The sequence below is a fragment of the Dactylosporangium sp. NPDC051485 genome (genome assembly GCF_040682015.1).
Lineage (GTDB): Bacteria > Actinomycetota > Actinomycetes > Mycobacteriales > Micromonosporaceae > Dactylosporangium.
In genome coordinates, this window is record NZ_JBFAZW010000005.1 from 141,520 (window position 1) to 166,182 (window position 24,663).

At 70.3% G+C, this 24,663-nt stretch carries 29 protein-coding genes, 1 tRNA gene and 2 pseudogenes; 15 read left to right on the forward strand and 17 right to left on the reverse strand.

Features of this window, described 5'->3' with window-relative positions; translation table 11 throughout:
- Window positions 1–157 precede the first annotated feature (157 nt).
- Window positions 158–358 carry a hypothetical protein gene (locus AB0M46_RS04475; protein ID WP_363332874.1) on the reverse strand — a complete coding sequence of 67 codons (201 nt, stop codon included), beginning with the start codon at window positions 356–358 and terminating at the stop codon, window positions 158–160.
- Window positions 359–635: 277 nt separating this feature from the next.
- Between AB0M46_RS04475 and AB0M46_RS04480 the strand changes: the two genes are divergently transcribed.
- Window positions 636–1,418, forward strand: a complete 783-nt coding sequence (locus AB0M46_RS04480; protein ID WP_363332876.1) for a hypothetical protein — start codon at window positions 636–638, stop codon at window positions 1,416–1,418.
- Window positions 1,419–1,605: 187 nt separating this feature from the next.
- Here AB0M46_RS04480 and AB0M46_RS04485 read toward each other — a convergent pair whose 3' ends face one another.
- Window positions 1,606–2,262, reverse strand: coding sequence for a hypothetical protein (locus AB0M46_RS04485; protein ID WP_363332877.1), 657 nt, complete (start codon window positions 2,260–2,262; stop codon window positions 1,606–1,608).
- A gap of 259 nt (window positions 2,263–2,521) precedes the next feature.
- Here AB0M46_RS04485 and AB0M46_RS04490 point away from each other — a divergent pair, with 259 nt between their 5' ends.
- Window positions 2,522–3,445, forward strand: coding sequence for an NAD(P)-dependent oxidoreductase (locus tag AB0M46_RS04490; RefSeq protein WP_363332878.1), 924 nt, complete (start codon window positions 2,522–2,524; stop codon window positions 3,443–3,445).
- Window positions 3,446–4,105: 660 nt separating this feature from the next.
- Here AB0M46_RS04490 and AB0M46_RS04495 read toward each other — a convergent pair.
- Both AB0M46_RS04495 and AB0M46_RS04500 read right to left on the reverse strand, forming a co-directional pair.
- The gene (locus tag AB0M46_RS04495; protein ID WP_363332879.1) at window positions 4,106–4,300 is read right to left on the reverse strand and encodes a nuclear transport factor 2 family protein; all 195 of its coding nucleotides are present in this window, start codon (window positions 4,298–4,300) and stop codon (window positions 4,106–4,108) included.
- On the reverse strand, window positions 4,297–4,593 hold the full coding sequence (locus AB0M46_RS04500) for a nuclear transport factor 2 family protein (protein ID WP_363332880.1): 297 nt from the start codon (window positions 4,591–4,593) through the stop codon (window positions 4,297–4,299). The genes AB0M46_RS04495 and AB0M46_RS04500 overlap by 4 nt, the downstream gene beginning before the upstream one ends.
- Window positions 4,594–4,627: 34 nt before the next feature.
- Here AB0M46_RS04500 and AB0M46_RS04505 point away from each other — a divergent pair, with 34 nt between their 5' ends.
- Together AB0M46_RS04505 and AB0M46_RS04510 are read left to right on the forward strand one after the other, a co-directional pair.
- Window positions 4,628–5,176 (forward strand): RHS repeat-associated core domain-containing protein, encoded by a 549-nt coding sequence (locus AB0M46_RS04505; RefSeq protein ID WP_363332882.1) that lies wholly within the window; start codon window positions 4,628–4,630, stop codon window positions 5,174–5,176.
- Window positions 5,107–6,123 (forward strand): hypothetical protein, encoded by a 1,017-nt coding sequence (locus AB0M46_RS04510; protein WP_363332883.1) that lies wholly within the window; start codon window positions 5,107–5,109, stop codon window positions 6,121–6,123. Before AB0M46_RS04505 ends, AB0M46_RS04510 begins: the two co-directional genes overlap by 70 nt.
- A gap of 322 nt (window positions 6,124–6,445) precedes the next feature.
- Here AB0M46_RS04510 and AB0M46_RS04515 read toward each other — a convergent pair.
- From AB0M46_RS04515 to AB0M46_RS04530, 4 genes and pseudogenes are all read right to left on the reverse strand, one after another.
- Window positions 6,446–6,784, reverse strand: a pseudogene (locus AB0M46_RS04515) (transposase family protein); the annotation flags it as partial.
- Window positions 6,784–7,575, reverse strand: a pseudogene (locus tag AB0M46_RS04520) (PQQ-dependent sugar dehydrogenase); the annotation flags it as partial. The pseudogenes AB0M46_RS04520 and AB0M46_RS04515, both read right to left, overlap by 1 nt.
- Window positions 7,559–7,693 (reverse strand): hypothetical protein, encoded by a 135-nt coding sequence (locus tag AB0M46_RS04525; RefSeq protein ID WP_363332884.1) that lies wholly within the window; start codon window positions 7,691–7,693, stop codon window positions 7,559–7,561. The gene AB0M46_RS04525 and the pseudogene AB0M46_RS04520, both read right to left, overlap by 17 nt.
- Before the next feature lie 366 nt (window positions 7,694–8,059).
- A complete protein-coding gene (locus AB0M46_RS04530) occupies window positions 8,060–8,248 on the reverse strand; it encodes a hypothetical protein (protein WP_363332886.1) in 189 nt (62 codons plus the stop codon).
- 216 nt (window positions 8,249–8,464) lie between these two features.
- Between AB0M46_RS04530 and AB0M46_RS04535 the strand changes: the two genes are divergently transcribed.
- Together AB0M46_RS04535 and AB0M46_RS04540 are read left to right on the forward strand one after the other, a co-directional pair.
- Complete coding sequence (locus AB0M46_RS04535) at window positions 8,465–8,752, forward strand: hypothetical protein (RefSeq protein ID WP_363332887.1); 288 nt, start codon at window positions 8,465–8,467, stop codon at window positions 8,750–8,752.
- A 14-nt stretch (window positions 8,753–8,766) separates the two neighbouring features.
- Window positions 8,767–9,060, forward strand: coding sequence for a hypothetical protein (locus AB0M46_RS04540; RefSeq protein WP_363332888.1), 294 nt, complete (start codon window positions 8,767–8,769; stop codon window positions 9,058–9,060).
- 4 nt (window positions 9,061–9,064) lie between these two features.
- Here the strand turns inward: AB0M46_RS04540 and AB0M46_RS04545 are convergent, their stop codons facing one another.
- From AB0M46_RS04545 to AB0M46_RS04560, 4 genes are all read right to left on the reverse strand, one after another.
- Entirely contained in the window at window positions 9,065–9,520 is a 456-nt protein-coding gene (locus tag AB0M46_RS04545) for a hypothetical protein (RefSeq protein WP_363332889.1), read from the reverse strand.
- 777 nt (window positions 9,521–10,297) lie between these two features.
- Complete coding sequence (locus AB0M46_RS04550; RefSeq protein WP_363332890.1) at window positions 10,298–10,606, reverse strand: hypothetical protein; 309 nt, start codon at window positions 10,604–10,606, stop codon at window positions 10,298–10,300.
- Window positions 10,603–10,866 (reverse strand): hypothetical protein, encoded by a 264-nt coding sequence (locus tag AB0M46_RS04555; protein ID WP_363332892.1) that lies wholly within the window; start codon window positions 10,864–10,866, stop codon window positions 10,603–10,605. The genes AB0M46_RS04550 and AB0M46_RS04555 overlap by 4 nt, the downstream gene beginning before the upstream one ends.
- A gap of 435 nt (window positions 10,867–11,301) precedes the next feature.
- Entirely contained in the window at window positions 11,302–12,171 is an 870-nt protein-coding gene (locus tag AB0M46_RS04560) for an alpha/beta hydrolase (protein WP_363332893.1), read from the reverse strand.
- Window positions 12,172–12,225: 54 nt separating this feature from the next.
- Between AB0M46_RS04560 and AB0M46_RS04565 the strand changes: the two genes are divergently transcribed.
- On the forward strand, window positions 12,226–12,657 hold the full coding sequence (locus AB0M46_RS04565; RefSeq protein ID WP_363332895.1) for a helix-turn-helix domain-containing protein: 432 nt from the start codon (window positions 12,226–12,228) through the stop codon (window positions 12,655–12,657).
- Between the two features lie 190 nt (window positions 12,658–12,847).
- Here AB0M46_RS04565 and AB0M46_RS04570 read toward each other — a convergent pair whose 3' ends face one another.
- Window positions 12,848–13,396, reverse strand: coding sequence for a tyrosine-type recombinase/integrase (locus AB0M46_RS04570; RefSeq protein WP_363332897.1), 549 nt, complete (start codon window positions 13,394–13,396; stop codon window positions 12,848–12,850).
- A gap of 158 nt (window positions 13,397–13,554) precedes the next feature.
- On the reverse strand, window positions 13,555–13,797 hold the full coding sequence (locus AB0M46_RS04575) for a hypothetical protein (RefSeq protein ID WP_363332919.1): 243 nt from the start codon (window positions 13,795–13,797) through the stop codon (window positions 13,555–13,557).
- Between AB0M46_RS04575 and AB0M46_RS04580 the strand changes: the two genes are divergently transcribed.
- Entirely contained in the window at window positions 13,777–14,160 is a 384-nt protein-coding gene (locus AB0M46_RS04580) for a glycosyltransferase (protein WP_363332918.1), read from the forward strand. The genes AB0M46_RS04575 and AB0M46_RS04580 overlap by 21 nt on opposite strands.
- Here AB0M46_RS04580 and AB0M46_RS04585 read toward each other — a convergent pair.
- A complete protein-coding gene (locus tag AB0M46_RS04585; RefSeq protein WP_363332898.1) occupies window positions 14,111–15,034 on the reverse strand; it encodes an aminoglycoside phosphotransferase family protein in 924 nt (307 codons plus the stop codon). The genes AB0M46_RS04580 and AB0M46_RS04585 overlap by 50 nt on opposite strands.
- Before the next feature lie 18 nt (window positions 15,035–15,052).
- The gene (locus tag AB0M46_RS04590) at window positions 15,053–16,066 is read right to left on the reverse strand and encodes a hypothetical protein (protein WP_363332900.1); all 1,014 of its coding nucleotides are present in this window, start codon (window positions 16,064–16,066) and stop codon (window positions 15,053–15,055) included.
- Window positions 16,067–16,473: 407 nt separating this feature from the next.
- On the opposite strand from AB0M46_RS04590, the gene AB0M46_RS04595 reads away from it, so the two are divergent.
- Window positions 16,474–16,680 carry a hypothetical protein gene (locus tag AB0M46_RS04595; protein WP_363332901.1) on the forward strand — a complete coding sequence of 69 codons (207 nt, stop codon included), beginning with the start codon at window positions 16,474–16,476 and terminating at the stop codon, window positions 16,678–16,680.
- 631 nt (window positions 16,681–17,311) lie between these two features.
- Here AB0M46_RS04595 and AB0M46_RS04600 read toward each other — a convergent pair.
- A tRNA-Pro gene (locus AB0M46_RS04600) sits at window positions 17,312–17,385 on the reverse strand.
- Between the two features lie 85 nt (window positions 17,386–17,470).
- Between AB0M46_RS04600 and AB0M46_RS04605 the strand changes: the two genes are divergently transcribed.
- From AB0M46_RS04605 to AB0M46_RS04630, 6 genes are all read left to right on the forward strand, one after another.
- Entirely contained in the window at window positions 17,471–17,866 is a 396-nt protein-coding gene (locus AB0M46_RS04605) for a VOC family protein (RefSeq protein WP_363332902.1), read from the forward strand.
- 156 nt (window positions 17,867–18,022) lie between these two features.
- Window positions 18,023–18,304 (forward strand): hypothetical protein, encoded by a 282-nt coding sequence (locus AB0M46_RS04610; protein ID WP_363332903.1) that lies wholly within the window; start codon window positions 18,023–18,025, stop codon window positions 18,302–18,304.
- Complete coding sequence (locus tag AB0M46_RS04615) at window positions 18,301–19,110, forward strand: hypothetical protein (RefSeq protein WP_363332905.1); 810 nt, start codon at window positions 18,301–18,303, stop codon at window positions 19,108–19,110. Before AB0M46_RS04610 ends, AB0M46_RS04615 begins: the two co-directional genes overlap by 4 nt.
- Window positions 19,101–19,583 carry a hypothetical protein gene (locus tag AB0M46_RS04620; protein ID WP_363332907.1) on the forward strand — a complete coding sequence of 161 codons (483 nt, stop codon included), beginning with the start codon at window positions 19,101–19,103 and terminating at the stop codon, window positions 19,581–19,583. The genes AB0M46_RS04615 and AB0M46_RS04620 overlap by 10 nt, the downstream gene beginning before the upstream one ends.
- Before the next feature lie 166 nt (window positions 19,584–19,749).
- Window positions 19,750–21,672, forward strand: a complete 1,923-nt coding sequence (locus AB0M46_RS04625) for a diguanylate cyclase (protein ID WP_363332908.1) — start codon at window positions 19,750–19,752, stop codon at window positions 21,670–21,672.
- 222 nt (window positions 21,673–21,894) lie between these two features.
- Complete coding sequence (locus AB0M46_RS04630) at window positions 21,895–24,546, forward strand: discoidin domain-containing protein (protein ID WP_363332910.1); 2,652 nt, start codon at window positions 21,895–21,897, stop codon at window positions 24,544–24,546.
- Window positions 24,547–24,663: the final 117 nt, after the last annotated feature.

The window sequence follows — 24,663 nt, forward strand, 5'->3', positions numbered from 1 at the left end:
CGCTGCTTCCCGCCGCGGCGTCCCGGGAAACAGTTAACATCCTTTGTTGTTGGCGAGAACTTATTACCGGAGACGGGTCCAGCGCAAGAGGCGCAGAGGTGCCAACTTGGGCCTGTAGAGAGACAGCCGAACCGGCACCGGACGGCGGCCAGACCCTTTAGAAGCCCAGAACCTGCCTGGCTTTGGCCGTGACCTGCGCGGAGGCGACCTGAGCCCAAGAGGCGAACAGCGAGCGGAAGTAGGCGCCGTACTTGTCTGCCACTGCCGGGTCCTGCTCGACGACGTCCAGTTCGTTGACGATGCTCAGGTCAACGAAAGGCTGCAGATCAATGGGGTCCAGGGACTCGACCTCCGCCATTCCCTCATTGGTTCGACGGGTCTGGCTGCGCCGGCTGGCTGTCCCAGAGAGCAAGGGACAGCAGTCCCAAGCGGCCGGGAGGAAGTCCCGAGCCCTGTGCTCACAATTGGGCAGACACACGAGGCGAGTCAGCGGTTGCGTCGCAACGTGCCGGAGTCGGGAACTCGATCAGGCTGGTGAAGTTTGAGCGATGAAGCGCCTACGGTGGCGCCACCGTCCACGAGGGACGGTGACGGTCGGCCATCCGCGGACCGTCCTCAGCGAGGAGCTCACCATCATGAGGAGAACACTCATACGCACCGGCTTCGCAGTGCTGCTGGCACTGTCCGGAGCCGCCGCGGCACCCGGCGCGCCCGCCCATGCGGCGTCGCGATGCAACCAGCCCGAGCCCCCGCCGACCTGCAACAGCGGGGACCCCGACCCAGGTCCCGTCGACACTGCGCCCCTCGGCGCATACGACACGCTGACGTTCGTGGGCAACGGGGTGCGCGTCACCGGGTGGGCGGCCGACCACGACAGCAGCGGCCCGCTGCTGGTCGACATCTGGATCGACGACGCGTTCGCCAAGACGCTGACCGCCGACGCCTACCGCCCCGATGTCGCCGCCGCATACCCGTCTTTCGGCGCCTACCGCGGCTTCGACGCCGTCGTGCCCTCGCGCCACGGCAGCCACACCGTCTGCGCGTGGGCGATCAACGTGACACCGCCCGGCGCCTCCCTGCTGCCCCACCGGGGGCTCGGCTGCAAGACCTACGACGTGCCGGTGGCCACGAACATCCAGTCCTACTTCGACCACTCCACCCAACAGTGGATGGTCGCGTTCGACGACAACGTCCTCGGCGAGACCAGCTTCCAGGTCCGCTGGGACTACTACGTCGTGCAGACCCTCCCGGGTAGCAGCATAAGGGTCTATGACCCACGGACACAGACGTTCACGCTGTCGGCGCATGACGGCACCGGCCGGGTGTCGCTACCGCTCTGGCGTCCGGAGCACGCAACGATGCTCACCATTACGGCACCCGGCTTCGGCAGCGCCAGCACCACCGCTCTGTATCTCTGACGGCGTACCACCGCAGAGGGGTCGCATGAAGCGCCGGCCCGGCACGCATGCCTGCGGGACGGGCCGGCGCGTTCCGCGGCGCCGAGCATCGGATTTCCAGTGGACTCGGGTGAGTTTCACGCGGCGCCGCGCAGGCGGCGCTCGACTCAGGCGCAGGTGCTCCTCGGGGCCGGCCTGCGCGATGCGGCTACCGGGTGATGCCGAGCGTGGCGATCAGGTCCTCGTGGAGCTCGTACCAGATCCGATGGCACGAGTCGACCTCGGATGCCGGTGATCCACGCCGGGTCGTGGCCGGCCCGGGCCAGCGCGGCGGTGAACCGGTCGTGATAGCCGGCGAGCCGGCCCAGGTGCGCGGCCAGGGGCCGTTCGAGCTCGCACAGCTCGCCGGCGAGGTCGGCCAGCTGGCGGAACGTTTCCCCGGGACCGACGGAGTCCAGCTGCAGAAGTCGCTGTAGTTGCCGGCGATTTTCGTGGGGGTGTTGAACCCGATGCCGGTGGCGGTCGGGGTGTACAGCAGCAGCTGGATGTTGTCGTTCCAGAACTCCAGCGTCATGATGCTGGGCCGCCCGCCCGCCGTCGACGGGATGGCGATCATCTGGCGTACCGCGGACCAGTCGACGTCGTTGTAGTTCGTGCAGGTGCTGCAGGCCGGCTTGGTGATGTTGCTGGTCATCGTCCAGGTGGTGGCGTTGCCGGCGGTGTTCTGGGCGACGGCGAGGTTGCCGTTCTGCACGATGACGAGATCGTCGGCGTTCTTGCCGCTGAACGAGCCGGCGTGTGCGCCGATGGCGCCGGCGAAGGTGCCGCCCGGCCACAGGGTGTCCTGGTTGTACGGCAGGATCACGCGTCCGGGTCGTGTTGCCGTGGGAGCGCTGCGCGTCGCGGGCGCGTTGCTCGGCGATCCGGGTCGGCAGGCACGCCGTCGGAGGCGCGGGTGGCTGTCGCTTGAGCGCCTGCGCCGTCGGATGGGTTGCCCTGATGCTCGCCAAGTCAAAGCATGCTCCCGCGGCTGCCTACCAAACGCTTGATTTGTAGGCTTATAAGTCGTGCTGGCTCCCTGATTCGCGCCGGGGAGTCGCCTTACTACGCAAGGAGACCTCACGATGAAGGTGCTCGTGGTTGGTGGAACCGGCATGATCGGGGCCCACACTGCGCTCTACCTGCGGGACCGGGGAGACGATGTTACCGTCGCGGCCCGAGGGGCGGTCGATGCGGACTCGCCCGTCGCCGACCTGCCCGTCCTCCGCGGGGACTACACCCACCAGACCTTCACGCGGGAGGATTTGGCGCCCTTCGACGCGGTCGTCTTCGCTGCGGGCCAGGACGTGCGCCACCTGCCCCGCGACGTTGACGAGACGCAGTTCTGGAGGGAGACCCAGAGCGTGGGGGTGCCGGCCTTCGCCGCGCTCGCCAAGAGCGCGGGTGTCTCCCGCTTCGTCCAGGTCGGCAGCTACTACCACCACCTGCGACCCGCCCTGGCCGACTCCAACGCGTACGTCGCCGCCCGCCGCGCCGCCGACGAGGGAGCCCGGGTGCTGGCTGACGACTCCTTCACGGTCTGCACGCTCAACCCGCCTTCGATCATCGGTGCCATCCCCGGCATCACGGTCAAGCGCTACGGCCGCATGGTTTCCTGGGCAGCCGGCAACGAGCCGCAGATCCCCGACCACGCACCGGCCGGCGGCACGAACTACATGTCGGTCCGGTCCCTGGCCGAGGCGATCGGCGGTGCGCTCGACCGCGGCACGGCAGGCGCGGCACACCTCATCGGTGACGCCAACCTCACGTTCGCGCAGTTCTTCCAGCTGCTCGTCGACGCGGCCGGGGGCAACCGGACCATCGCCGAACTCGACGAGCCGCACCCCCTCATGCCCGATTCGATGATCGTCCAGGGCCGTGGAAGCGTCCTTGCCTACGAACCGGATCCGGCCGAGACCGCACTGCTCGGCTACACCCGCGGTGACTGTGAGCGTGCCATTGCCGAACTCGTCCACGCCGTGCGCGCGGCGATCGCTCCCGCGGCGTGACCAGCCTCGACGTGGCCGACCTCACGGCGCTGCGCGCGCTCTCCGAGACGTATGCCGCGGCCGCCGATGACCGTGACGTAGCCGCGGTCGGCACGCTCTTCGTCCCGGACGGCGTCCTCGTCGTCCCTGAGCCGCGGCCCACCTCGCTCCCCACGTGTCCCATGCCGGCCGCCCCGCTGTCGTGGCTGCGCTCGGGGCACTCGCCGACACCCTTGCCACGACCCACGTCGTGGCCGGGGCGCGCTACCTGCCGACGCCGACTGGGGCCCGTGGCCGGGTCCGCGGCACGGCCCACCACCTGATGCCCGGTCGCAAAGGGCCCCGCCTCGCCGATCTGGCCGACGAGGTCGAGCGCGGCCTCCGGTCGGCCGATCGGGTCGAGACGGGCCAGGCCGAGCACGAGCACGTACGGCAGGAAGCGGATCCGCTCTGTAATCGCCGCAAGATAGGAGATGTCGCGACAGGGTCGTAGAAGCGCTCACCCCGGGCCAACCCCGGTGGCACGCTGACGTGCTCCGGGCAGGTGAAGAAGTCGAACCCGAGCCGGTCGGCGGTCGTGAAGGCCTCCCGCAGCTCGGCGACCCCGGCCTCGGCCTCCCATGCGGGACGGGGCCCGGAGTCGGCCAGGACAGGGGAGCTGTGGCCGATGCGCATGACGGCTCAGGCCTCGGGGCCGACAGCGCGGGCGAGGACCTCGCGGCCCTCGTCGGTGCCGTCGAGCTGGCGGTTCCAGCGGTGGGTCACCTTCCAGCCATCGTCGGTGCGGGTGAACTCCCACCGGTTGGAGCCGGTGCGCCAGATCCGGTAGCCGTTCTGGTCGGGCGCGCTGAGCACGAGCTGCGAGTAGCTCGTCACGACGGCCCGGTCGCCGTCGACGATGTGCGGCAGGCCCATTGGGCGGCGCCGGAGTGGATCAGGGCCTGGTGCCGCTCACCGTTCACCATGCCGCGTAGCGCGTCGCGGCCGTTGAGCACGACCGGGTAGGTGTCGTACACGCCCTCCTCGGTCCACAGCTGGGCGGTGACCTCTGCCGAGCCGCTGTCCACGGCGGGGCCGTAGCCGGCGACGATCCGCCACAGGGCGAGCTGGTCCTCGGCGGCGGCGAGGCGCCGCTCGGTCTGCTCGGGGCGCGCCGCCGGCGCGTGCACCTACGAGTTCGGCAACGCCCAGGGCACCCACACCGTGACCATTGATGCCGGCCCCGCGCAGACCGAGAAGCGGCGGTACTTCACCCCGTTCGGCGGTGTTCGCGGTACCGCGCCCGGCTCCTGGGCCGACAACCGGACCTTCGTCAACCAGCCCGCCGACCCCGCCACCAACCTGAACCTGCTCGGCGCCCGCAACTACGACCCGCTCACCGGCCGCTTCCTGCAGCGCGACCCGATCTTCGAGGGCAACGACCTCAACCAGATCGGCGGCTACGCCTACGCCAGCAACAACCCGGTCAACGGCAACGACCCGGACGGTCTTCGAACGTGCACCGGGCCGGGGGACTGCGACCAGACCGACCCGTGCCAAGGCAACCCGGCCTGTTACCAGAGCCCGACGCCGCCCAAGTCGGACCTGACCGACGACGAGCAGAAGATCACCTGGACTTCGCCAGCGATCTGCCTGACCCGACCAAACCCGGCTGCCGGAACTAGGCCGGTAGCATGCAACGGGTGCACATTCGTCGATGGTTTGTGCTGCTGGCCGCCGGGCTGGGCCTGGTCCTGGCCGCCGCCGGAGTGACCTGGTGGATCGCCTCGCCGGCGGGCGAGCGGCTGGACACCCCCGGCGGCCTGTACGAGGACCCGGTGTGGGCGGCCGACGGCTACGTGTACTTCCTCCGCCAGTCGCAGTACTCGTCGGGCGACTCGAACGAGGTGTGGCGGACCCGGGCCGGGGCGCGCGCGGAGAAGGTGACGCTCGCCGGCCCCCGGTGCGCCGGCGAGGGGCTGACCGCGCTGCACGCCCGCGACGACGGCCGGCTCGGCCTGCTGCGCGGCTGCACGGACCGGGCCGGGCTCATCGCGGTGGACCCGGCCACCGGGTCGAGCGAGGAGGTCATGGACCTGACCGGCGTGCCGGCGGGCCAACTCGGCCTCGTGTACCAGGTGGCCTGGCCGCCGGCGGCGTCGGCCCCGATCGTCGCCAGCAGCCGCTACCAGTGCGCCGGGCTCGGTGAGCTCACCGCGTCCGGCGTGCGGGTCGAGGCCCCGGTCGCCCTCGACGGCCGCTCGTGGGCGCTGGCGGGCAGCTACACCCGCCGCGCGCGCGACTGCACCGACCTGGGCGCGGCCGGCTTCCCGGTGCCGTACGCCGGCGGCCTGCTGTTCATGGCGGCCCCGACCACGCTCGGCCGCCCCGCCGGCGACCGGAACCAGGAGGCCTGGAACGTCTATCAGCGAGGCGGGGCCGACGGTGCCGTGGTGACCCGGGGCCGGGGCTATCGCCGCCCGTGGGACATGGCCCGGACGCCGTCCTGCGCCGTCGTGGTGTCGGCGAACCGCGACGGCGAGGACGGCCTATACCTGGACCAGCTGCGGGGCCGGCCGCCGAAGCGGCTGGCGGCCGCCGACTTCCGGGACGTCACCGTCGCCCCCGACGGCAGCGCCGCCGTGGCGGTCGAGCACCGGGACCACCTCGACGACCTGCGGGTCATCCGGCTGCCCAAGGCGTCGGCCACCGGCTGCTGAGGCTTCCTTGATGATCCGGCGAGTCGGGAAGCGCGGCGGCAGCTTCCGGTGCACATCGTCAAGGGCATCGCCTCGGCGGCGTGACGGGGCTCGCCAGCGGCCTATTGGTTGCTCGGTGGTTGCTCCGATGTTCGCCAACCTGGACGGACGTGCGCGGACGGATACGGAAGAGTCCCCGAGGCGTCGCCTCGAGGACTCGCTACGCAACGTTGACAACGCCTGGACCAGGGAGGACATGCCGGGACGCTCACTTCTCAGACACGGACGCCAGCCAGCTACCGTCCGAAACCAGCTCAATGCTCCAAATTCGGACTTTTATCCGTGTCTTGAGGGTTGCAACTGTGCGTTCACCGATGGCGCGAACGTGGGCGTGGGATCTGTTGACGGCACGCTGGCGTCGCGAGAGCCGGGGTCGAGAACGACGGCGTTTGACCGGCGTGCGGATTGTGCCGCCAGCGCCTTGATAGCCCATGTCCGCCAGGGTCATGACGCCGCTGTTGGTCAACGTATCGATCGGTGCGTGGATGCGGGCGGCGGTTAGGTCGTGGACTGCACCGGGCAGCGCGGGTGAGGCCCAGACGAGCCGGCCCGACGGATCGGCGAGGACCTGCACGTTGATGCCGTGGCGCTTGTGCTTACCTGAGTACAGGGCCTTCTGGTCTTGATCCAACGGCTGGTGAACTCGCCGATGAAGACCTTCCCGTCGTAGGAGGCCGGGAACTTCACATCGGAGACCAGCGCCGGGTTGTAGTTGTAGACCGGACCCCCCATCGGCCCGCCGCCGCCCAACTCGGGACGCCAGGGACCCGCGCCACCGTACGGCAGCCAGCCGGGCTGGGACGGCGGGAGGGTGGTGAGACCCGTGTTGTTCGGCGAGTTGTTCGTCGGCCCACCGGCACAGTTGAACGGTCCGGCCGACGGCCCGTTGGGGAACGTGAACTCCTGGTAGGGAGTGTTGTAGTTGGAGCAGTACGGCCAGCCGAAGAAGCCCGGCTGGGTGATCCGGTCGAACGCGACCGTGCCGGCGGGTCCGCGTTGCGGATCGGCGGTGCCGGCGTCGGGGCCGTAGTCACCGAGGTAGACGACCCCGGTGGCCTTGTCGACGCTCATCCGGAACGGGTTGCGGAAGCCCATGGCGTAGATCTCGGGACGGGTCTTCGCCGTGCCGGGTGCGAACATGTTGCCGGCCGGGATGGTGTAGCCGCCCGTCGCCGAGGGCTTGATCCGCAGCACCTTGCCACGCAGGTCATTGGTGTTACCCGCGGTGCGCTGCGCGTCGAACGCCGGGTTGCGGTCGGGCCGCTCATCGATCGGCGCGGAACCGGCCGAGTCGAACGGGTTGGTGTCGTCACCGGTGGACAGGTAGAGATTGCCGGCCGCGTCGAAGTCGATGTCACCACCGACGTGGCAGCACTGGCCCCGGCTGGTCGGCACGTCAAGGATCGTCACTTCCGGCGCCGGGTCGCTTGCTGAAGATCAGCACCGCGTAGTCGGCGGCGAACGCCGGGGCGACGTTGACGCCGACTCCGGCCAGCACGATGGCGACGCAGAGCAGCACTCTTCGAAACATGATCGGTTTTGCACCTCTCGTTGAAGGTTGCCGAAGACGTGCGCCGATAACGTCTGTACCGCAATTGCGGTGGTGGGGTGTGTTCGACTCCCGGCGCCTCGCCGAAGGCTGCGCGGGGTCGGTGTGCCGGTCGCCGTTAGCGGCGACGACCGGGTCTGTCCAGGTGGTTCTGTCAAGCGGTCTATCGAAGGGTGTGCGTGCGGTCGCCTCCCTCCACCTCGATGGGGTGTGTGAGAGAGCGCTCTCTCGCCGGGGTGCGGACGGTTAAGCAGACTCAACCCAGCGTTGTGAAGAATCTCCATATTTCGATCGCTAGTCTGCGTCGAGACGCCGGCCGGCCGCCGGCCGGTGCCCGGCCAGGGACAGTCAGGGACGGACCAGTGCCTGCACGGGCCGCGCCCCCGGGGTCCGGATCGAGGTCGCGTTACTGCGGGCAACGCCGTCGAGGTCGCCGGGGCCGTAGAAGGCGCAGTAGAACTGACCCCTCGCGCCGCGCGGCGTCGCGGCGCTGCAGCTGGCCCAGGTCCGCCGCGCGGACGTGCTGCTGGACGTCACCGAGGCCGACGGGACCGTCCGCCGCTACCGGGCCGCCCCCGACGGCACGCTGCAGACCGACTTCCCCGACACCGGCTTCGCGACCCGCCCGGGCGAGCGTCGACCCGGCGCTCGTCGAGCAGGCCCACCGGCACGGCCTGGACCTGCGGGAGGAGTTCCAGCAGTGGTCCCGCACTCGCCGTCGAGACCAGCGACCGGCTGTTCAACGTCCGGGTCGTGCCCGATCTGCTGCGCGTCGGTGCGGCACCGTGGGTCGAAGCGCTCGTCGTGGCGATCCGCGAGGACCAGGAGGTCGAGGGCCCGGCGCCGCAGGTACGGGACACGGATGACGCGACGCAGCTGACGTTCTTCGCGTCCCGGCAGACCACCGAGGTCGTCGGCGGCAGGCCGGTGCTCGACGTGAGCCGGTGGACCGTCCGGATCCCGAAGGCTCCCCACGGCGCGCCCGCGGCGTGGGACTGTGAGGCGGTGGCCGACGCCGTGCCGCTGGCGCCGCCGTGGTGACGAACGGAGACGCCGTGGGGGAGTTCGTCCTCGCCGGGGAGGTCGGCGGTGAGCGCCTGGACAATCCGGGCCGCCGCCAGCGGTATCTGCGGTATCTGCGCGCCGGTGCGCCCGTCGGCGGCGGCTACCGCACCGACGGCCATGGGATCTGGGCGCCGGCCCTGGCCGAGCGGCTGGAGCGCGAGCACCTGCTGCCCGAGCCGCCGTTCGCCGGGCACATCCTGCGCTACGGGTTCATGTGCGCGCCGGTCACCACGGCGACGGCCGATCAGGCCAGGGCCGCCCTGGCGCAGCTGCTGCGAGGCTGACGGGTCAGCGGGATGCTGACGGCGCGGGCGAGCCGGGCTTCGGTGTCGTAACGGTGCCGGTGAGCTTCGCCTCGCACCGCGGGCTCAGCGAGTGCTGCTGGGCGACGATAGAGCCGTCGACCCACAAGAGGCACTGCAGCTTCGGGATCTGCGTGCCGAGCACGGCGTCGCCGTCCGGGGCCGCGTTGCCGCCGAGGGCCACGGTCGTGACGTCCGGATACACCACGTCGACCTGCGTCGTCCAGGTCGACTGCGGGGTGTCGACCGACACCAACGCGCCCCGCTCGTCGGTGTAGGCGCCGACGATCTTCAATCCGGGACCGCCGGAGTGGAACAGCTCGTAGGTCACCGTGTGGGTCACCTTCGCCGCCGGCGGCGGGCTCTCCGCCGGTGTGTTGCAGCCGCTCAGTGCACCCGCCGCCACCAGCAGTGCGGCGACCGGCGGTGCGACCCGTAGCATGCGTGAACTCCCCGTAGTGGCCGACGACCGACGGCGGTAGCTTAGCCTCGATGCCTCCTGACGGGAAGCGGTCGATGATCGCCGGTGGCCGGCATGCGTTCCAGGTGCTGCACCCGGGCTCACCCACCGCCAGCCAGGTGTACTCCGGGACAGGCCGCGCCTCCGGATCTCGCGCGGCGGCATCGACGAGATAGTCGAAGGCGAGATAGCTTGCGCCGGCTGCCGGTTCGAGGAGGCTGCTCGTGCCGTACAGCGGCTGGATGGCCCAATGCAGAGCGGCCTGCCAGGGTCCGGGCCGTAGCGCCGGACCGCCGAGTTCCAGCAGGTAATGCTCATGCAGCGCCCGGAGCCGGTCGAGAGGGAAGGGCCGGTGGTAGCCGGTACGCCGTACGTCGACCGCGGCGGTGACCAGCGCTGCGGCGCGGGTACGAGGACCGACCGTCCACGCGTCGCGCAGTGCATCGAGCAGGCGCGGGCCGGCTGCCAGCCACTCGGCCACACCGTGGCGATGGGCTCCATCCAGGGCCCGCGCGATCCGCGGGTCGTGGCGGAACTCTCCTGCCCGGGTAAGCTCGTCGTGGCTCCATAGCCGCTCCAGACGCACCTCGTGCGTGACGGCAGCCAGCACCTCGCGCCCGGCGCGGGCCATTGGCCGTTCCGTCATGGGCCGTTCCGCATCGTACCGATGGCTCAGCGCGTCGCGCTCGTGAGTGCGGATCGTGGCGAGGATGACTACGTCGCCTGGGACGTCCAGCAGGTCGCCGACGATCGTCTGGGTCAGCCCGCCCTGGCCGAGGTAGCGCTCCAGGTCATCCAGCCACAACACACTGGGTCGATGCCGGCTCGCCGCAGTGACCGCTGCGGCCAGCCCATCCGGGCCTCGCGGGTCAGAGTCCGGCGCATCGCCTCGAACACCAGACGAGTCTTGCCGGCCATCGAGTCGCCCGTGACGAGCAGGAACCCGCCTCCCCGAAGCGCGGCCTCCACCTGAGGCAGTCGATCCCGCGGCACAAACGGCGGCACGCGATCCGGGGTGCTGTCGAGCGCCTCGGCGCGGTGCACGCCCATCCGGATCGGGTCGGTCAACCGGTCCACGCGGGCGATGGCCGGGACAGTGGCACCAGGTCCGGCCTCTGCAGCACCCGGCCCAGTCGCGCCCGGCCCCGCTCCGCGGCGACCCCGGCAACCGTACCCACCACGGCCACGACGAGCGAAGCGCCGAGCCCGCCATACCGGTTGCCGGCAGCGGAGACCAGCGCAGCCACGGCCGCCGCCCCGCTGATCAGCCACCACCCACGAGCTCGCGCCCACCAGCCCCGCACCATCCGCCGCACGGCGAACCTCATGCACCGCAGTATCCCGGCTCGACGTCGTCGGAGATACCTCACGGGTCGCGATATGTGGCATTAAAGATCAACAGAGTCGGAAGCGCGAACAAGCTCGATCCTCGGTACACGGTGTCACGCATCATCGGCGAGCCCCTGGTCCGCTACCGCGCCGGAGACCGGCGGCAGCGGCAGGCACGGATCGGTGAGCTGGCCGACGCCGTGGGACTGCCCGCCAACGTGTTGCAGCGCCGGGCACGTGAACTGTCCGGCCACCACCGTCGCGTTCGCCTACGCCACCCTCGGCCCGCACCGTCCCGGTCTACGTCGCCTCGTGGTCGGGATGGACAGCCGATGCCGACCGGCCAATCGAGCAGGCCTGATGCCACACCGTCGATTGTCACCACCGCGATCACCTGCCCAGCGCGACGGCAGGTGCTCGAACGGCGTGCGCGTTCAGGTTCTTCTGGCGTGATCGACCAGGAGTTCAGCGAACTTGCCCGGCTGGTCGATCGGAGTTATGTGACCGCTGTCCGGGAGGTTGTGCTGTGCGAGCGTTCCGGAGATCGGTCGGAGCTGCAATGCGGTGGCCTCACCGATGACGTTGCCGCCGATCGCCAGAACCGGCATCTGCAACGTGTGCTCCCGCGCCCAGTTCGAGATCCATTCGGCATTCGCCGGCATGGCGCGGTAGTGGTCGAAAGCATTCGTGAGCGACTCCCTGCCCCGGTACGCCTCGACGAGAATCCGCGTAAGGTCCTCCGGCACGCCTCGGCGGCTTCCCGACTCGAGGAAGTAGCGGACGTACCGCTCCTCGGCGTGTTCGACGACAACTTCGGCCAGGCCGCCGGGGGCGCGATGGAAGCCGAACCACCATGGCGGCCCGTTCTGCAGGAATGCCTCGGCACCAGGCAGCGAGCCGATCAGACCCTCGGACAACGTCAGAGTGACCACCCGTTGCGGAAATGCCGCTGCGAGCGCGAATGCCGGCGCCACACCCAGGTCGATACCGGCGACATGTGCCTGGCGGACGTCGAGGACGTCCAGGAGACCGATCAGATCCGCGGCGAGTACCGGCGCCTCGTAGCCGCGCACGGCAGGCCCGCTGTCGCCCAGCCCGTGCAAGTCGGGTACGACAACTCGGAACCCTGCCGCGACCAGATGCGGTACGACGTCCCGCCAGATCGCGCGGGTGTGTGGGAATCCGTGGAGCAACAGCACGGCAGGTCCGTGGCCCGTGATCTCCACGGCAAGTTCTACGCCGTCGACCGGAATCCGGCGCGTGGTGGCTGCGGGGATGTGGGAGGTGAGTGCATCCTGGCGCACAGTGATCTCCTCAGTTACACTTGGCGACCTGGTTACCGTAGGAGACCGACCCAGATGCAGCAAGAAGGCACCTTCCACACACCACGTCACCCACAGGTAACGCCCTCCCGCTCAGGAGACCTCTTCAACCCCGCATGTCCGACGAGACTGCTGCTCGACCGGGTGGGCTCGAAATGGACCACGATGGCCGTACTGTCACTGGCGAGCGTCCAGGGCGAACTGCGGTTCACGGAACTGAAACGCCAGATGGCCGGAATATCCCAGAAGATGCTGGCCCAGACGCTCAAATCCTTGGAGCGAGACGGACTCGTCGCACGCCGCGTTGAGACAACCACGCCTCCACGCGTGCACTACCGCCTCACAGACCTGGGCACATCACTCGTCCCGCCGTTGTTGGCTCTGCGCGAATGGGCCGAGCAGAACATGCGACAGGTCCAAGACAACGCCACCGCTTTCGACGCTGTGACGCCTCGGGAGGGACTGTAAAACAACATTATGTGTGCTCGACATCTGCCTGGGGCCAAATATGACCCTCTCGGCGGGCGAGGCTGAGTACCCGCAGGAATCCGGCTCATCGTCGGTCGGCACGTCCCGCTATGTGTGTCGACCGGTAGAACCTGCGGATCAGAGAATCGTGGCCGCCGCGAACCAGGCGGCGGCCACGATGTCCCAGCTTCTACGCGGCGCGGCGGATACGTCGGTGGGCGTCGGCGAGGCGCTTGGTTGGATTCGAGGGTGCGGCCTGCGGGTTCTCGGCTGGCGGTTGGGTCGTGCCGAAGATGGCGCTCTCCATCAGGTCCGCGGCCTTGCGCTTGCTCGGGTCGAGGACGTGGGTGTACCACTCATCGGTCGTCCGGGCGTCAGCGTGGCCGAGGAGATCCTTCATGACGTGCTGCGGCACGCCCGCGTCGGCGCCGGTGGTGGCCGCGGTGTGTCGACCATCGTGCAGCGAGATGACCGGGACTCCGGCGGCCCGGCAGCACCGCTCCCATTCCTGGGTCAGGTATCGGGGGTAGTACGGCAGACCGTCCTCGCGGCAGAACACGTACCCGCCGTCCTCGTAGATCTCCGCCGCCGCGGCCTTTTCCGAGGAGCTCCGCGCCGTCCTCGTCGCGGCCCGGGAGGACCCATGGGCCGGCTGGGCCTGCGACGGCGACGCGTACTGGACGCCGGCTCTTGTCCGCCAGTGGTGGCGCGACCGGGGACGCCTCCAGGAGTGGATCACGACCAAGCATCGGCGCTGGAGCGACTCGGACCGCGCCGACGAACGAGAAGCGGCCGGCGGCCTGGTCGACTACCTGGCCTACCTCGACGGCGCTCTACAAGGCCACCTGCAGATCTACAGCTACTTTCTGGACAACTACATCAGCCGGCCCGCGACCGTCAGGTGATGGTCTTGACGGCCGTGCCGGCGAGGAACAGTTGGGTGCCGTCCGAGGCCGTGCCGGTGATGCCGGTGAGCCCTGTCGCGACCGCGCCGCCGGTGCCGGTCGTCTTGCTCATGCGGACGATCGTGGTGTAGGTGCCGCTGCTGTTGCCCGGGCTGGCGTACAGGTACCCGCCGACCGAGACGAGGGAACTCGCCGCGTAGCCGCCGGTCGGTGCCTGCGTGCCGACCGTCGTCACGGCGCCGTTGCTCGGGTCGACCTCGTCTCCACGAGCCGGTTCGAGGGCGTTCCGATCTCGATCCTGGAGGCGCGACGGTATGGGCTGCCGATGGTCCTGACCGACATTCCCGGCCACCGGGACGCGGCGCCCGAGAACGCCGCTTTCGTGGCGGTGGACGACGTCGAGGCGTTCACCGCGGCCGCGCTCGGCTGCCTCGAACGGTCACCCGGACGCAGCGTCGACCAGGCCCGCATCGACGAGGAGTGGGCCTCCTACTCGGCTCAGCTCACGTCCATTGTGGACGGTGCACATCGGGCCGGGCGCAGCGTCGCTAGCACAGCCGGGACCAGGGTGCCGGCGGCGACCCGGCAAGGAATCTGAGCAGGTGCAGAATTCGGCTCGCCGGCGGTGCCGACCAGTGCCGCTGGCCGGGCCGCGGCGCGGGATCGCGAAGCCTGCCGAGTGCCCAGTGCAGGTGGTACCACAGCAGGCGCGCCTCCCACTCACCGTCGGCCGGCTCCGCTGTGGCGCGATACGCCTCAACCATCGGGCCGATCTCGCTCAGCGGGATCTTGGCGAACTCGGCGGCCGGATCGGCCCACATCGCGTCACCCCAGTCGACGATGCCGGCGAGCTCGCCCGTCCGCGGGTCGACGATCAGGTTCTGCGGTGCGATGTCGCCGTGCACCAGCACCTGGTCGGGATCGCTCGGCATGTGCTTTGACAGCCTCGTGAACCAGTCGGTCAGCCACCGCGCGGAGTCGCGGTCGATGCTGCCGGCTGCGGCGAGCTCGGGCACCAGCTCCCACGGGCTCGGCGAGGTGTCCTCGACCGGCAGCGCCGTGAGATCGGGCGCGTCGCCGGGCCGGAGCCGATGCAGCGCAGCGAGCTGCCCGCCGACGTCGGCGTACGCTCGACCGGCGGCGGTGCTCGACGCGTCCCGCTGCTCGAGGTCGATGCCGATCACCCGTTCCAGGACGAGAAACGGCACACCGGCCTCAGCGCGTCCCCGCGTGAAGGACACGACCGCGGGCGTGCGCACCCCCAGCCTGCGGGCAACCGGAATGACCGCGGCCTCCTTGGCGAGATCCTCGACGAAATCGTCGGAGCGCGGAATGCGCAGCACAAGGTCGTCACCGAGGAGGAACGCGTGGTTGGCGACGCCGGAGGCGATGGGCCGCACCGCCTCGACCGGGCGGCCGTGCAACGCGGCGATTGCCGCCAGTGACTCGTCGCTGATATGGATTCTTTCCACCGCCCGACTCAGATTCTGTCAGTCGCTGCTGGCGGGCCTGCGGAGAGCTGTTGCGTAAGCGCCGACGCGTGCTGCTCCCGACCCGATTGCCATGCTAACAATCGGTTCGAGCGCCCGGCTGAGCGGACCAATCCATCGAGCAGGCACGATGCGCTGCAGCGCTCCGGGCGCGAGCGTGGTGCAGTAGCGGCGCCCACGGTGGCGCCTGGTGGAGGACGTAGGAGCGCAATGGTGAGCAAGGAGCCGCTGCAGGGGCTGGAGGCGTGGCAGCATGCGGTGTTCGCTGCTGGTTGCGCGTATCGGGTGGCGCCGCTGATCGAGGCGTTCGGCAATGATCGGGAGCGGTGGACGTGGCGTGAGGCGGTCGGGGTGCTGCTCGATCCGGGCACCCCGCCGACGTTGGAGGTCTGCGCGCCGTTGTGGCGGCGGGTCGGGACGAGGCAGCGCGACCGGGTCGCCGATCACCAGTTCTTCGAGGCGTCGACGGAGGCCCTGCGGCGCGCTCTGCACGCCGGCGCCTCGGATCCGGCGGAGGCCTGGGCGCTGTGGGCCGGGTACGCCGCCGACGAGGTCTTCAACACCCTGATCCGGGACGCGGAGCGGTGGGCTGAGCTGGAACTGGAGGCGCAGCAGCGGACGGTGGAGGCGGTCCGCGGCGTGTCGCGGGCCGCCGCGGTCGAAGCCGTCCGGCAGATCACGACCGACCTCGGGCCGCTGATCGAGCAGCTGGCGGTCGAGTATGAGCTCACTGTGGCCGGCCCCTTGCCGCCGCGACCGGTGCCGCGGGTCCGCCATGCCGGGCACGCCCCGGCGGGCGGCCGAGTCGCCGGCGAGGAGCCGGTGGTGCTGGTCGCGGCGGAGGAGCGGCAGTTCCAGCCGGACAGCGTGGGCCGGGCGCCGTTCCGCTCCGGTGACGTGCTGCAGCTGTCGTGCGCGCCGGTCGAGGCGACCGTGGCCGACACCGACAACAGCCACGGAGTTCTGCTGCAGCTGCCCTGGGTGGCCGGCATGCTCCGGCAGTTCGAGAAGCATGCTTCACCGAGTGACCGGGACCCATTCGTCCTGACGCCGCCAGCGGCGGAGGTTGCAACGGGCGACACCTGCCGGGTCGAGATCCCCAAGCAGCTGGTGTATGCCGCCGAGGCGTACACCTACGTCGCCTACCGGCGCACCGTGGTGCAGGCACTGCTGGCCGTGGTGCCAGTCGGGACGCCACCGCAGGGTGGATACGGACGCTACGACAATTCGGTGAACCCGTACATGGATCCGATCGAGGTGGTCCTGCAGCACCGCTCGTATGCATTCCTGGACCCCGGGGATCGGGTCGTCGACGCGGGCGGGACCGAGCTGGTGTTCCATCCGCCGGTGCTGTTCCTTACCCCGGTCGCCGAGGCCGTCATCGAGGAGCCCGCGGGGTGGCCGGCGGCCTCAGTGCCGGCATGGCCGCTCACGCTGACATTCCGCAACGGCACGCCCCGGCGGCCTCCGAGGCGGCCCGGGTGGCCGCGGCGACCGCCACGGGCTGCCACGACGACGAGCTGGACGCGTGGGAGGCCGCGGCCGCGGTGCACCTGCCGGCGGAGGACGAAGTGGTCCCGTGGTTCCTGCGGGTCGGTGAACGCCCACCGACGTACCGGTCGATGTAGCCGGCTGGAGACGTCGCAGGACGGCTGTTGGCGTCGCGGCCGGCCGGCGGAGGAGCCGGTCGGCCGTCTGCCCGCCGCGGCGGCTATCAGGACTATTCAGGACGCAACGAGTCGACGCCTACCAGACACTTCATTGAGGCTGCTCACATGGGCGGGTCGTTGCCTGCGTCCTGCTCGGCCGCCCGGGAACAGCTTGCACGTCGCATGTCATTTCACCCTCGCGTTGGCGGCCCATTCGTGCCGTTGGCGCGAGGTCGTTGATTCAGCTGGCAGCATCCAGAGGGTGCCGCAGGTTGGAAGATCACCGTACGCGCGTACGTGTCGCGCATGTGTCGTGATCATCCACAACGGACATAAGCGGTACGGACATGTCAAGGGGCCGGTTTGCGGGCGAGGAATGACCGCAGCATACGCAAAGGAGCACTTCAGGCGGCGATCGGCCGATCTTCACATGTCGAGAAGCGGCAACCGCAGACCTGTCGCTAACCGTCGCACTGCAAGATCCAAAGGTTGTCCAGCAGCCACTTTGCGTAAGCAGTACGCCCGTACGGGCAAAATCACGTGTCACGAGATGATCGGAACATTCGCCACGTTCGACGAAAAAGGCCAGCTGAGCTGGCCTTTTCTCACGTCGGGACAGCGGGATTTGAACCCACGACCCCTTGACCCCCAGTCAAGTGCGCTACCAAGCTGCGCTATGTCCCGGTGCTGCTTGCTCTCGCCCGCAGCCGGTACAGCTTAGCGCATGCCTCCGGCGGCTGCCCACGCGGTATCCCCGTAGGCTCCGGGGATGCGGCTTGATCTTGTGGCGATCGTGGTGGAGGCGTACGACCCGGCGATTGAGTTCTTTGTCCGGGTGCTCGGGTTCGAGCTGGTCGAGGACTCGCCCTCGGTCACCTCGGTCGGGGGGCGGGCGAAGCGGTGGGTGGTGGTGCGGCCGCCCCACGGGGGGACCGGGCTGTTGCTTGCGCAGGCTGACGGGGAGCGGCAGCTGGCCGGGGTGGGGGAGCAGGCGGCCGGGCGGGTCGGGTTCTTTCTCCGGGTGGAGGACTTCGACGCTACCTACGCGCGGATGGTTGAACACGGGGTGGCGTTCGAGGGGTTACCGCGCGTGGAGGAGTACGGGCGGATCGTCGTCTTCCGGGATATCGCCGGGAACCGGTGGGACCTGCTCGGACCTGCTTAGCATCGGGACAAATCCCGACAAAGCAGACTCGCCGTGAAGTGGCGCTGGACCCTAGCCTCCGTCGCGCGAAGCGACACAGCGCAAGCGGACACAGCGCAAGCGGACGCAGCGCAAGCGACAGGGCAAGCGACACAGGGCGGGGGAGACGTGCTCGGGGTGGAGATCTATCGGCTTTGGCGGGCCGGGCGGGTCGACCTGCCGGCGCTCGCCGGCGTGTACCGGCGGGCGGCGGACGGCTTCGGAAGCGTGCGGCACGACGACCGGCAATGGTGTGCGCTGCGGGCGCAGCTGGTCAGCGTGCTGGCGGCGGCCGAGGGGCAGATCGAGGAGGCGGCCGCGGCCGTGTGCGTCGCGGCCGCGGAGTACGCGCGGGCCGATGCGGCGGCCGGGGCCGACTTCGACCGGCTGCGGGCCGGAAACGCGGAGGGGCCGCGGTGACGTACGAAGGGCTCATGGAGCGCGCCTGTGAGGTCCAGCGCATGGCGGTCGCCGTGGCGCAGGCGGGGCTCGGGGCGGACGCCGCGCGGCGGGTGGCGGTCGAGCGGGAGTTCGCCGACGTTCCCGACGCGTTCCGGGCCGTGTCCGGGTTTCCCGATCCGGCGCGGTTCCTGCGGCTCGCCGCGGACGTCGACGATGTCCTTCGTGGACTGTCCACAGGGGATGGGACGGATCGTCCGGCCAATGTGGAGCTCGCGCGGATCGGCGGTACCGCTGCGGCCTTGCATCTCTGGAGCGGCTCGGCGGCCGAGCGGTTCCGTCAGAACTTCCTCGAGCCGTGGCCGGCGTTCGTGCGCAACCAGTATGCGGTCGGGGTGGTCCTGCACCGGGCGGTCGTGGCGCAGGCCGAGATCTGGGCGCGGGCGCGCGACGACGCCGGGCAGATCGCCGAGCGGGCGTTGCAGGCGCTGGCGGCCTGCAAGGAGTGCACGCGCACCGAGTGGACGGTCACGTTCACCGTCGTGGCCTCGGTGGCGGCGGTCGTCGCGGTGCCGCTCACCGGCGGGGCCTCGCTCGCGGCCGGTGGGGTGGCGGCGGTGGCCCAGGTGCTCGCGGCGACGCCGCCGGGGGAGGCGCCGCAGACCTCGTTCAGCGCCGACGATCCGTTCGAGGTGATCGAGCGGGTGCGGGAGGCGATCCGGATGCTGCTCGGGCACGTGCGGGAGCGGCTCGACGCGGTGGCGGCGGCCCTGGAGGGCACGTCGAGCACCGTCAGCGACCGGCCGGAACTGTTCGGATGGCAGTGAACGTGCGGGCCGCGGTGGGCGGGGTGGCCGGGGAACTGTTCGGGCTCGAACGAGTGCGCATCGCCGTGCACGACGCGACCAACCTGGAGCGGGATCTGGAGTCGCTCGGGAGGGCGCTGTGGGCCGCGCACATCCGGGCGGTGCTCGACGCGGCGGGGCACAGCGCCGAGCCGCCGCCGATCGGGTGGCGGGCGGCGCAATATGTCGCCCAACGCGGATATATCACCGCCACCGGCCGATCAGAAGACGGCAGCGTGACGATATCCGCGCGCGGGATGCGGCACTGGCGGATAACGATTGCGCAAGATGGACGTGCCGCGACCATCGAAGAGGCCGCAAATGCGCTGCTGCGAGAGCATCAGCGACAGATTACGGTGCTGAAACGCGCGATCTGGCACCCGAGCAGCGACCGGGCGCCGCTGCGATCCGGACCGCTCGTGCCGGCGGTATCGGCCGGTCGGGCGGGAAACTGAGTATTGATCCACTATTCCGACGTACTGGATCGCGGCGCGCGCATGGGGCTACCCTGTCCGCACGTCCGCGATCGGGAGGACGAGACCGCTCATTTCTGCACTTGTTCAGCCGAAGGTATGGCGGCCGGAAACTGCCGGCCAGGGGCGAAGGCGGTGAGGACAGGCGGTGAGGACCAGCCGGCTGCTCGCCCTCTACGTGCCGCTCCTCACGCTCGCCATCGGCTGGGGCCTTGCGCGCTTCTTCGGCTTCGACCGGCTCACCCCGCTCGGTTGGGTGCCGGGCGCCGTCGGCATCGCGATCGGCGGCGGCTTCCTCTTCGGCGCCTCCCGCGCGCCCGGCCTCAACCCGGCCGGCCGCCGGTTCTGGCGGCACATGGCGATCGCTGCCGTGCTCATCGCGCCGGCGACCAAGCCGCTGACCGAGGCGAGCCTCGGCGGGCGTAAGACCGGCCCGGTGCTCACCGGCGCGGTGGTCCTGCTCAGCGTCGCCCTCATGCTCGTGCTCTGGGCGCTGTTGCGGCTGCCCACCCGTAGCCGCAGCCGGGGCGACTGGCTGCGGCTGGGCCTCGACGCGGCCACCGTGCTGGTCTGTTCGGCCACCTTCCTGTGGCACTTCGTGCTGCGCCCGCTCGTGGCCACCGACGCCCCGCTGCCCAAGGTGCTCGGCCTGCTCGTGCTGAGCGTGCTGTGCCTGCTCGCGGTGCTGGCCGTGGTCAAGCTGATCCTGGTCGGCACCGCCGCGGTCGACGTGCGGGCCCTGCAGACGCTCGCCCTCGTCGTGCTGCTCGGCTCGATCGGCTCGGCCCTCGTGCCGGTCCTGCAGAGTTCGCGCCTGGCCGGCGTCTCCGACGTGATCACCACGGCCGAGTCCTTGCTGGTGGCCGCGGCCGGGGTGCTGCAGTGGCGCCGGGTCACGCCGGGTGCCGCGGCCGTGCCGCCGCCGCGTCGGCGGCCCTACTCGGTGCTGCCGTACCTCGCCATCGCCGCCATCAATCTGCTGCTCGTCATGGTGGCCGCGACCGGCGCCGGCACCCTGCCCGTGGTCATCGGCGCGGTCGTGGCCAACGGGGTCGTGGTGGCCCGGCAGCTGCTCGCCTTCCGGGACAACGACGGGCTGCTGCGCGCGGTGCGCGAGCACCAGCGGCTGCTGCACGAGCAGGCGACCCACGACGCGCTGACCGGCCTGCCCAACCGGGCGCTGTTCAACGAGCGCCTGGAGACCGGGGCCGCGGCCATCCTGGTCGACCTGGACGACTTCAAGGCGGTCAACGACACGCTCGGCCATCCGGTCGGCGACGGGCTGCTGATCGAGGTCGGCCGCCGGCTGCGGGCCGCGGTCCGCCCGACCGACCTGGTGGCCCGGCTCGGCGGTGACGAGTTCGCCATCGTGCTGGCGGACCTGGACGACGAGCACATGCTGGACGCCCTCGCCGGGCGGATCATCGACGAGCTCGCGGCGCCGGTGCGCAGCCACGGGCACGTGCTCACGGTGACCGCGAGCGTCGGGGTGGCCGACCGGCCGGCCGGCGACGACGCGCACGACCTGCTCCGCCACGCCGACATCGCCATGTACGCGGCGAAGAAGCGTGGGAAGGGTACGCACGCGCGGTACACCCCGGACCTCAGCGGCCTGCTGATGACTCCGGAGTCGCGGCGCTCGGACCTGCGCCGGGCGATCGCCGCCGCGGTCCCGCCGTGCACGATCGAGGTCGGGCGGGCCGCGCTGGTCTCGCCCGGGTTCGCCGCCGAGCTGCTCGGCCTGCTGGCCGAGGCCGGGGTCGCGCCGGCCGAGGTCACGCTCGCGCTGCCGGCCGCCCAGCTCGCCGACGACGACGCGGTGCGGCGGGCGATGACCGAGCTGCGCGCGGCCGGGGCCGGGTTCGCGCTGGACCACACCGGCACCCGGACCGTCCGGCTGGATCTGCTGACGGCCCTGCCGTTCACGGTGCTCATCGTCGACCGGGCGTTCGAGGCCGCCGGCGGGGATCGAAACGCGGCGTTTTCGGAGGCCGTGGCCAGGTTCGCCCGGGACGCCGGGATCGATTACAGGATTCGATACGAGGGATCACTCCAGGAGAGCGCTCTCTAAATTTCAGTTCCGGAACCGTGGACCTCTTGACAGGGCGGGCTCGGCGGATAACTCTCGTCGTTGGGAGAGCGCTCTCCCAACCCCACCCCGGTTCCCAGGCCGCCCGTTCCCGGTTTGGTGAGCCTGACACCCCGTCCGCCGGAACACAAGTGTCAACAACGCCACCGCCGCCGCGGTGGTGGGGTTCCGGCTGTCGACGATGCCCTGGATCAGGAGCAGAGAATGCACACCGCCGCACCGCCAACGGCGAACCACCGCCGCCGAAATCTCATCCTCGCCGCCATCGCCACCGTCGTGGTGCTGGCGACGTACGCCGTCACCACGACGCTGACCGCCTCCGCCGCGGACACCCTGCTCTCGCAGGGCAAGACGGCCACGGCGTCGTCGACCGAGAACGCCGGCTCCCCCGCGTCCGCCGCGTTCGACGGCAACACCACCGGGACCCGCTGGTCCAGCGCCTTCAGTGACCCGCAGTGGATTCAGGTCGACCTGGGCCAGGCCGCCACGATCTCGCAGGTGAAGCTGTACTGGGAGGCGGCGTACGCGACGGCCTTCCAGATCCAGACCTCCAACGACGGCAACGCGTGGACCAACGTCTACTCGACCACCACCGGCACCGGTGGCACGCAGACGCTGAACGTCACCGGCAGCGGCCGCTACGTGCGCGTGAACGGCACCGCCCGGGCCACCGCCTACGGCTACTCCCTGTGGGAGGTCCAGGTCTACGGCTCGTTCGGCGGCAACCCGACCTCGGGGCCGTGCGACACCACCACCAACGTGGCGCAGGGCAAGACGGCCGACGCGTCCAGCACCGAGAACGCCGGCACCCCGGCCTCCGCGGCCGTCGACGGCAACGGCGGCACCCGCTGGTCCAGCGCGGCCAGCGACCCGCAGTGGCTGCGCGTCGACCTCGGCTCGGTCCAGCAGATCTGCCAGGTCACGATCAACTGGGAGGCCGCCTACGGCAAGGACTTCCAGATCCAGACGTCGACCGACAACACCAACTGGACGACCATCAAGACGGTCACCGGCGCGACCGGTGGCAACCAGACGCTCAGCGGGCTGAGCGGCTCGGGTCGCTGGATCCGGGTGTACGGCACCGCCCGCGGCACCGGCTACGGGTACTCGATCTGGGAGCTCATCGTCAACGCCGGTGGCAGCGGCCCGACGTCCTCGTCGCCGTCGCCGTCGGCCAGCCCGACCCCGACGCCCACCGGCCCGCAGCTGCCGGGCGGCGGTGACCTCGGCGCCAACGTGATCGTGTTCGACCCGAGCCAGTCCTCGGCGACGATCCAGGCGAAGCTGGACCAGGTCTTCACCCAGCAGGAGAAGAACCAGTTCGGCACCGAGCGCTACCAGCTCCTGTTCAAGCCGGGCTCCTACAGCGGCCTCAACGCGCAGATCGGCTTCTACACGTCGATCAACGGCCTCGGCCAGAACCCGCAGGACGTGCAGATCCACGGCGACGTCACCGTCGACGCGGGCTGGTTCGCCGGCAACGCCACCCAGAACTTCTGGCGCTCGGCGGAGAACCTGTCGATCTACCCGGTCTCCGGGGTCGACCGCTGGGCCGTCGCGCAGGCCGCGCCGTTCCGCCGCATCGACGTGCACGGCGGCATGACCCTCGCCTCGCCGGACTGCGGCTGGGCCTCCGGCGGCTACATCGCCGACTCGCGGGTCAGCGGCAACATCAACCCCTGCTCGCAGCAGCAGTGGTTCACCCGGGACTCCACCATCGGCAGCTGGAACGGCTCCGTGTGGAACATGGTGTTCTCGGGCGTGCAGGGCGCCCCGGCGCAGAGCTTCCCGAACCCGCCGTACACGGTGCTGGGCACCTCGCCGGTGACGCAGGAGAAGCCGTACCTCTACGCCGACGCGAGTGGCTACCGGGTGTTCGTGCCGTCGCTGCGGACGAACTCCTCGGGTGCGACCTGGATCAACGGGCAGACCCCGGGCACGTCGCTGGCGCTCAACCAGTTCTACGTGGCGAAGCCGGGCGTGAGCGCGGCGACGCTGAACCAGGCCGTGGCGCAGGGCCTGAACCTGCTGTTCACGCCGGGTGTGTACCACCTGAACCAGACCGTGAACATCAACCGGGCCGGCACGGTCGTGCTGGGCCTGGGCTACGCGACGATCGTGGCGGACAACGGCGCGCTGCCGATGGCCGTCGGTGACGTCGACGGCGTGAAGATCGCGAGCCTGCTCTTCGACGCGGGCACGACGAACAGCCCGGCGCTGCTGCAGGTCGGCCCGAACGGCGCCAGCGCCAACCACGCGGGCGCGCCGAACCTGATCTCCGACGTGTTCCTGCGCGTCGGCGGCGCGGGCGCGGCCAAGGTCACCAACGCCCTGGTGGTCAACAACAACAACACGATCATCGACCACATCTGGGCCTGGCGGGCCGACCACGGCGACGGAGCGGGCTGGACGTCCAACCCCTCCGACACCGGTCTCATCGTCAACGGCCAGAACGTCACCGGCTACGGCCTGTTCGTCGAGCACTTCCAGAAGTACAACGTGATCTGGAACGGCAACGGCGGCAAGACGATCTTCTTCCAGAACGAGCTGCCCTACGACCCGCCGTCGGCCGCCGCCTGGTCCCACGACGGGATCACCGGCTACGCCGCGTACAAGGTGGCCAACACCGTCACCTCGCACGAGGCCTGGGGCATGGGCAGCTACTGCGTCTTCAACAGCGACCCGTCCATCGCCGCGTACCACGCCTACGAGGTGCCCAACAACGCCAACGTGAAGTTCCACGACATCCTCACGGTGTCGCTGGGCAAGGGCTCGATCACCCACGTCATCAACGACACGGGTGCCGCGGCTCAGGCCTCGAACGTCTCGCCGTCCAACGTGATCAGCTACCCCTGATCCGGCACTCCTAGCACAGCGGGCCGACCGGCGATCGCCGGTCGGCCCGCCCCCGAAAGGCAACAAGAGGCTGCGCCCCATGCGCGGGGCGCCGTGGGGCCGAGAGGACGGTGGCAC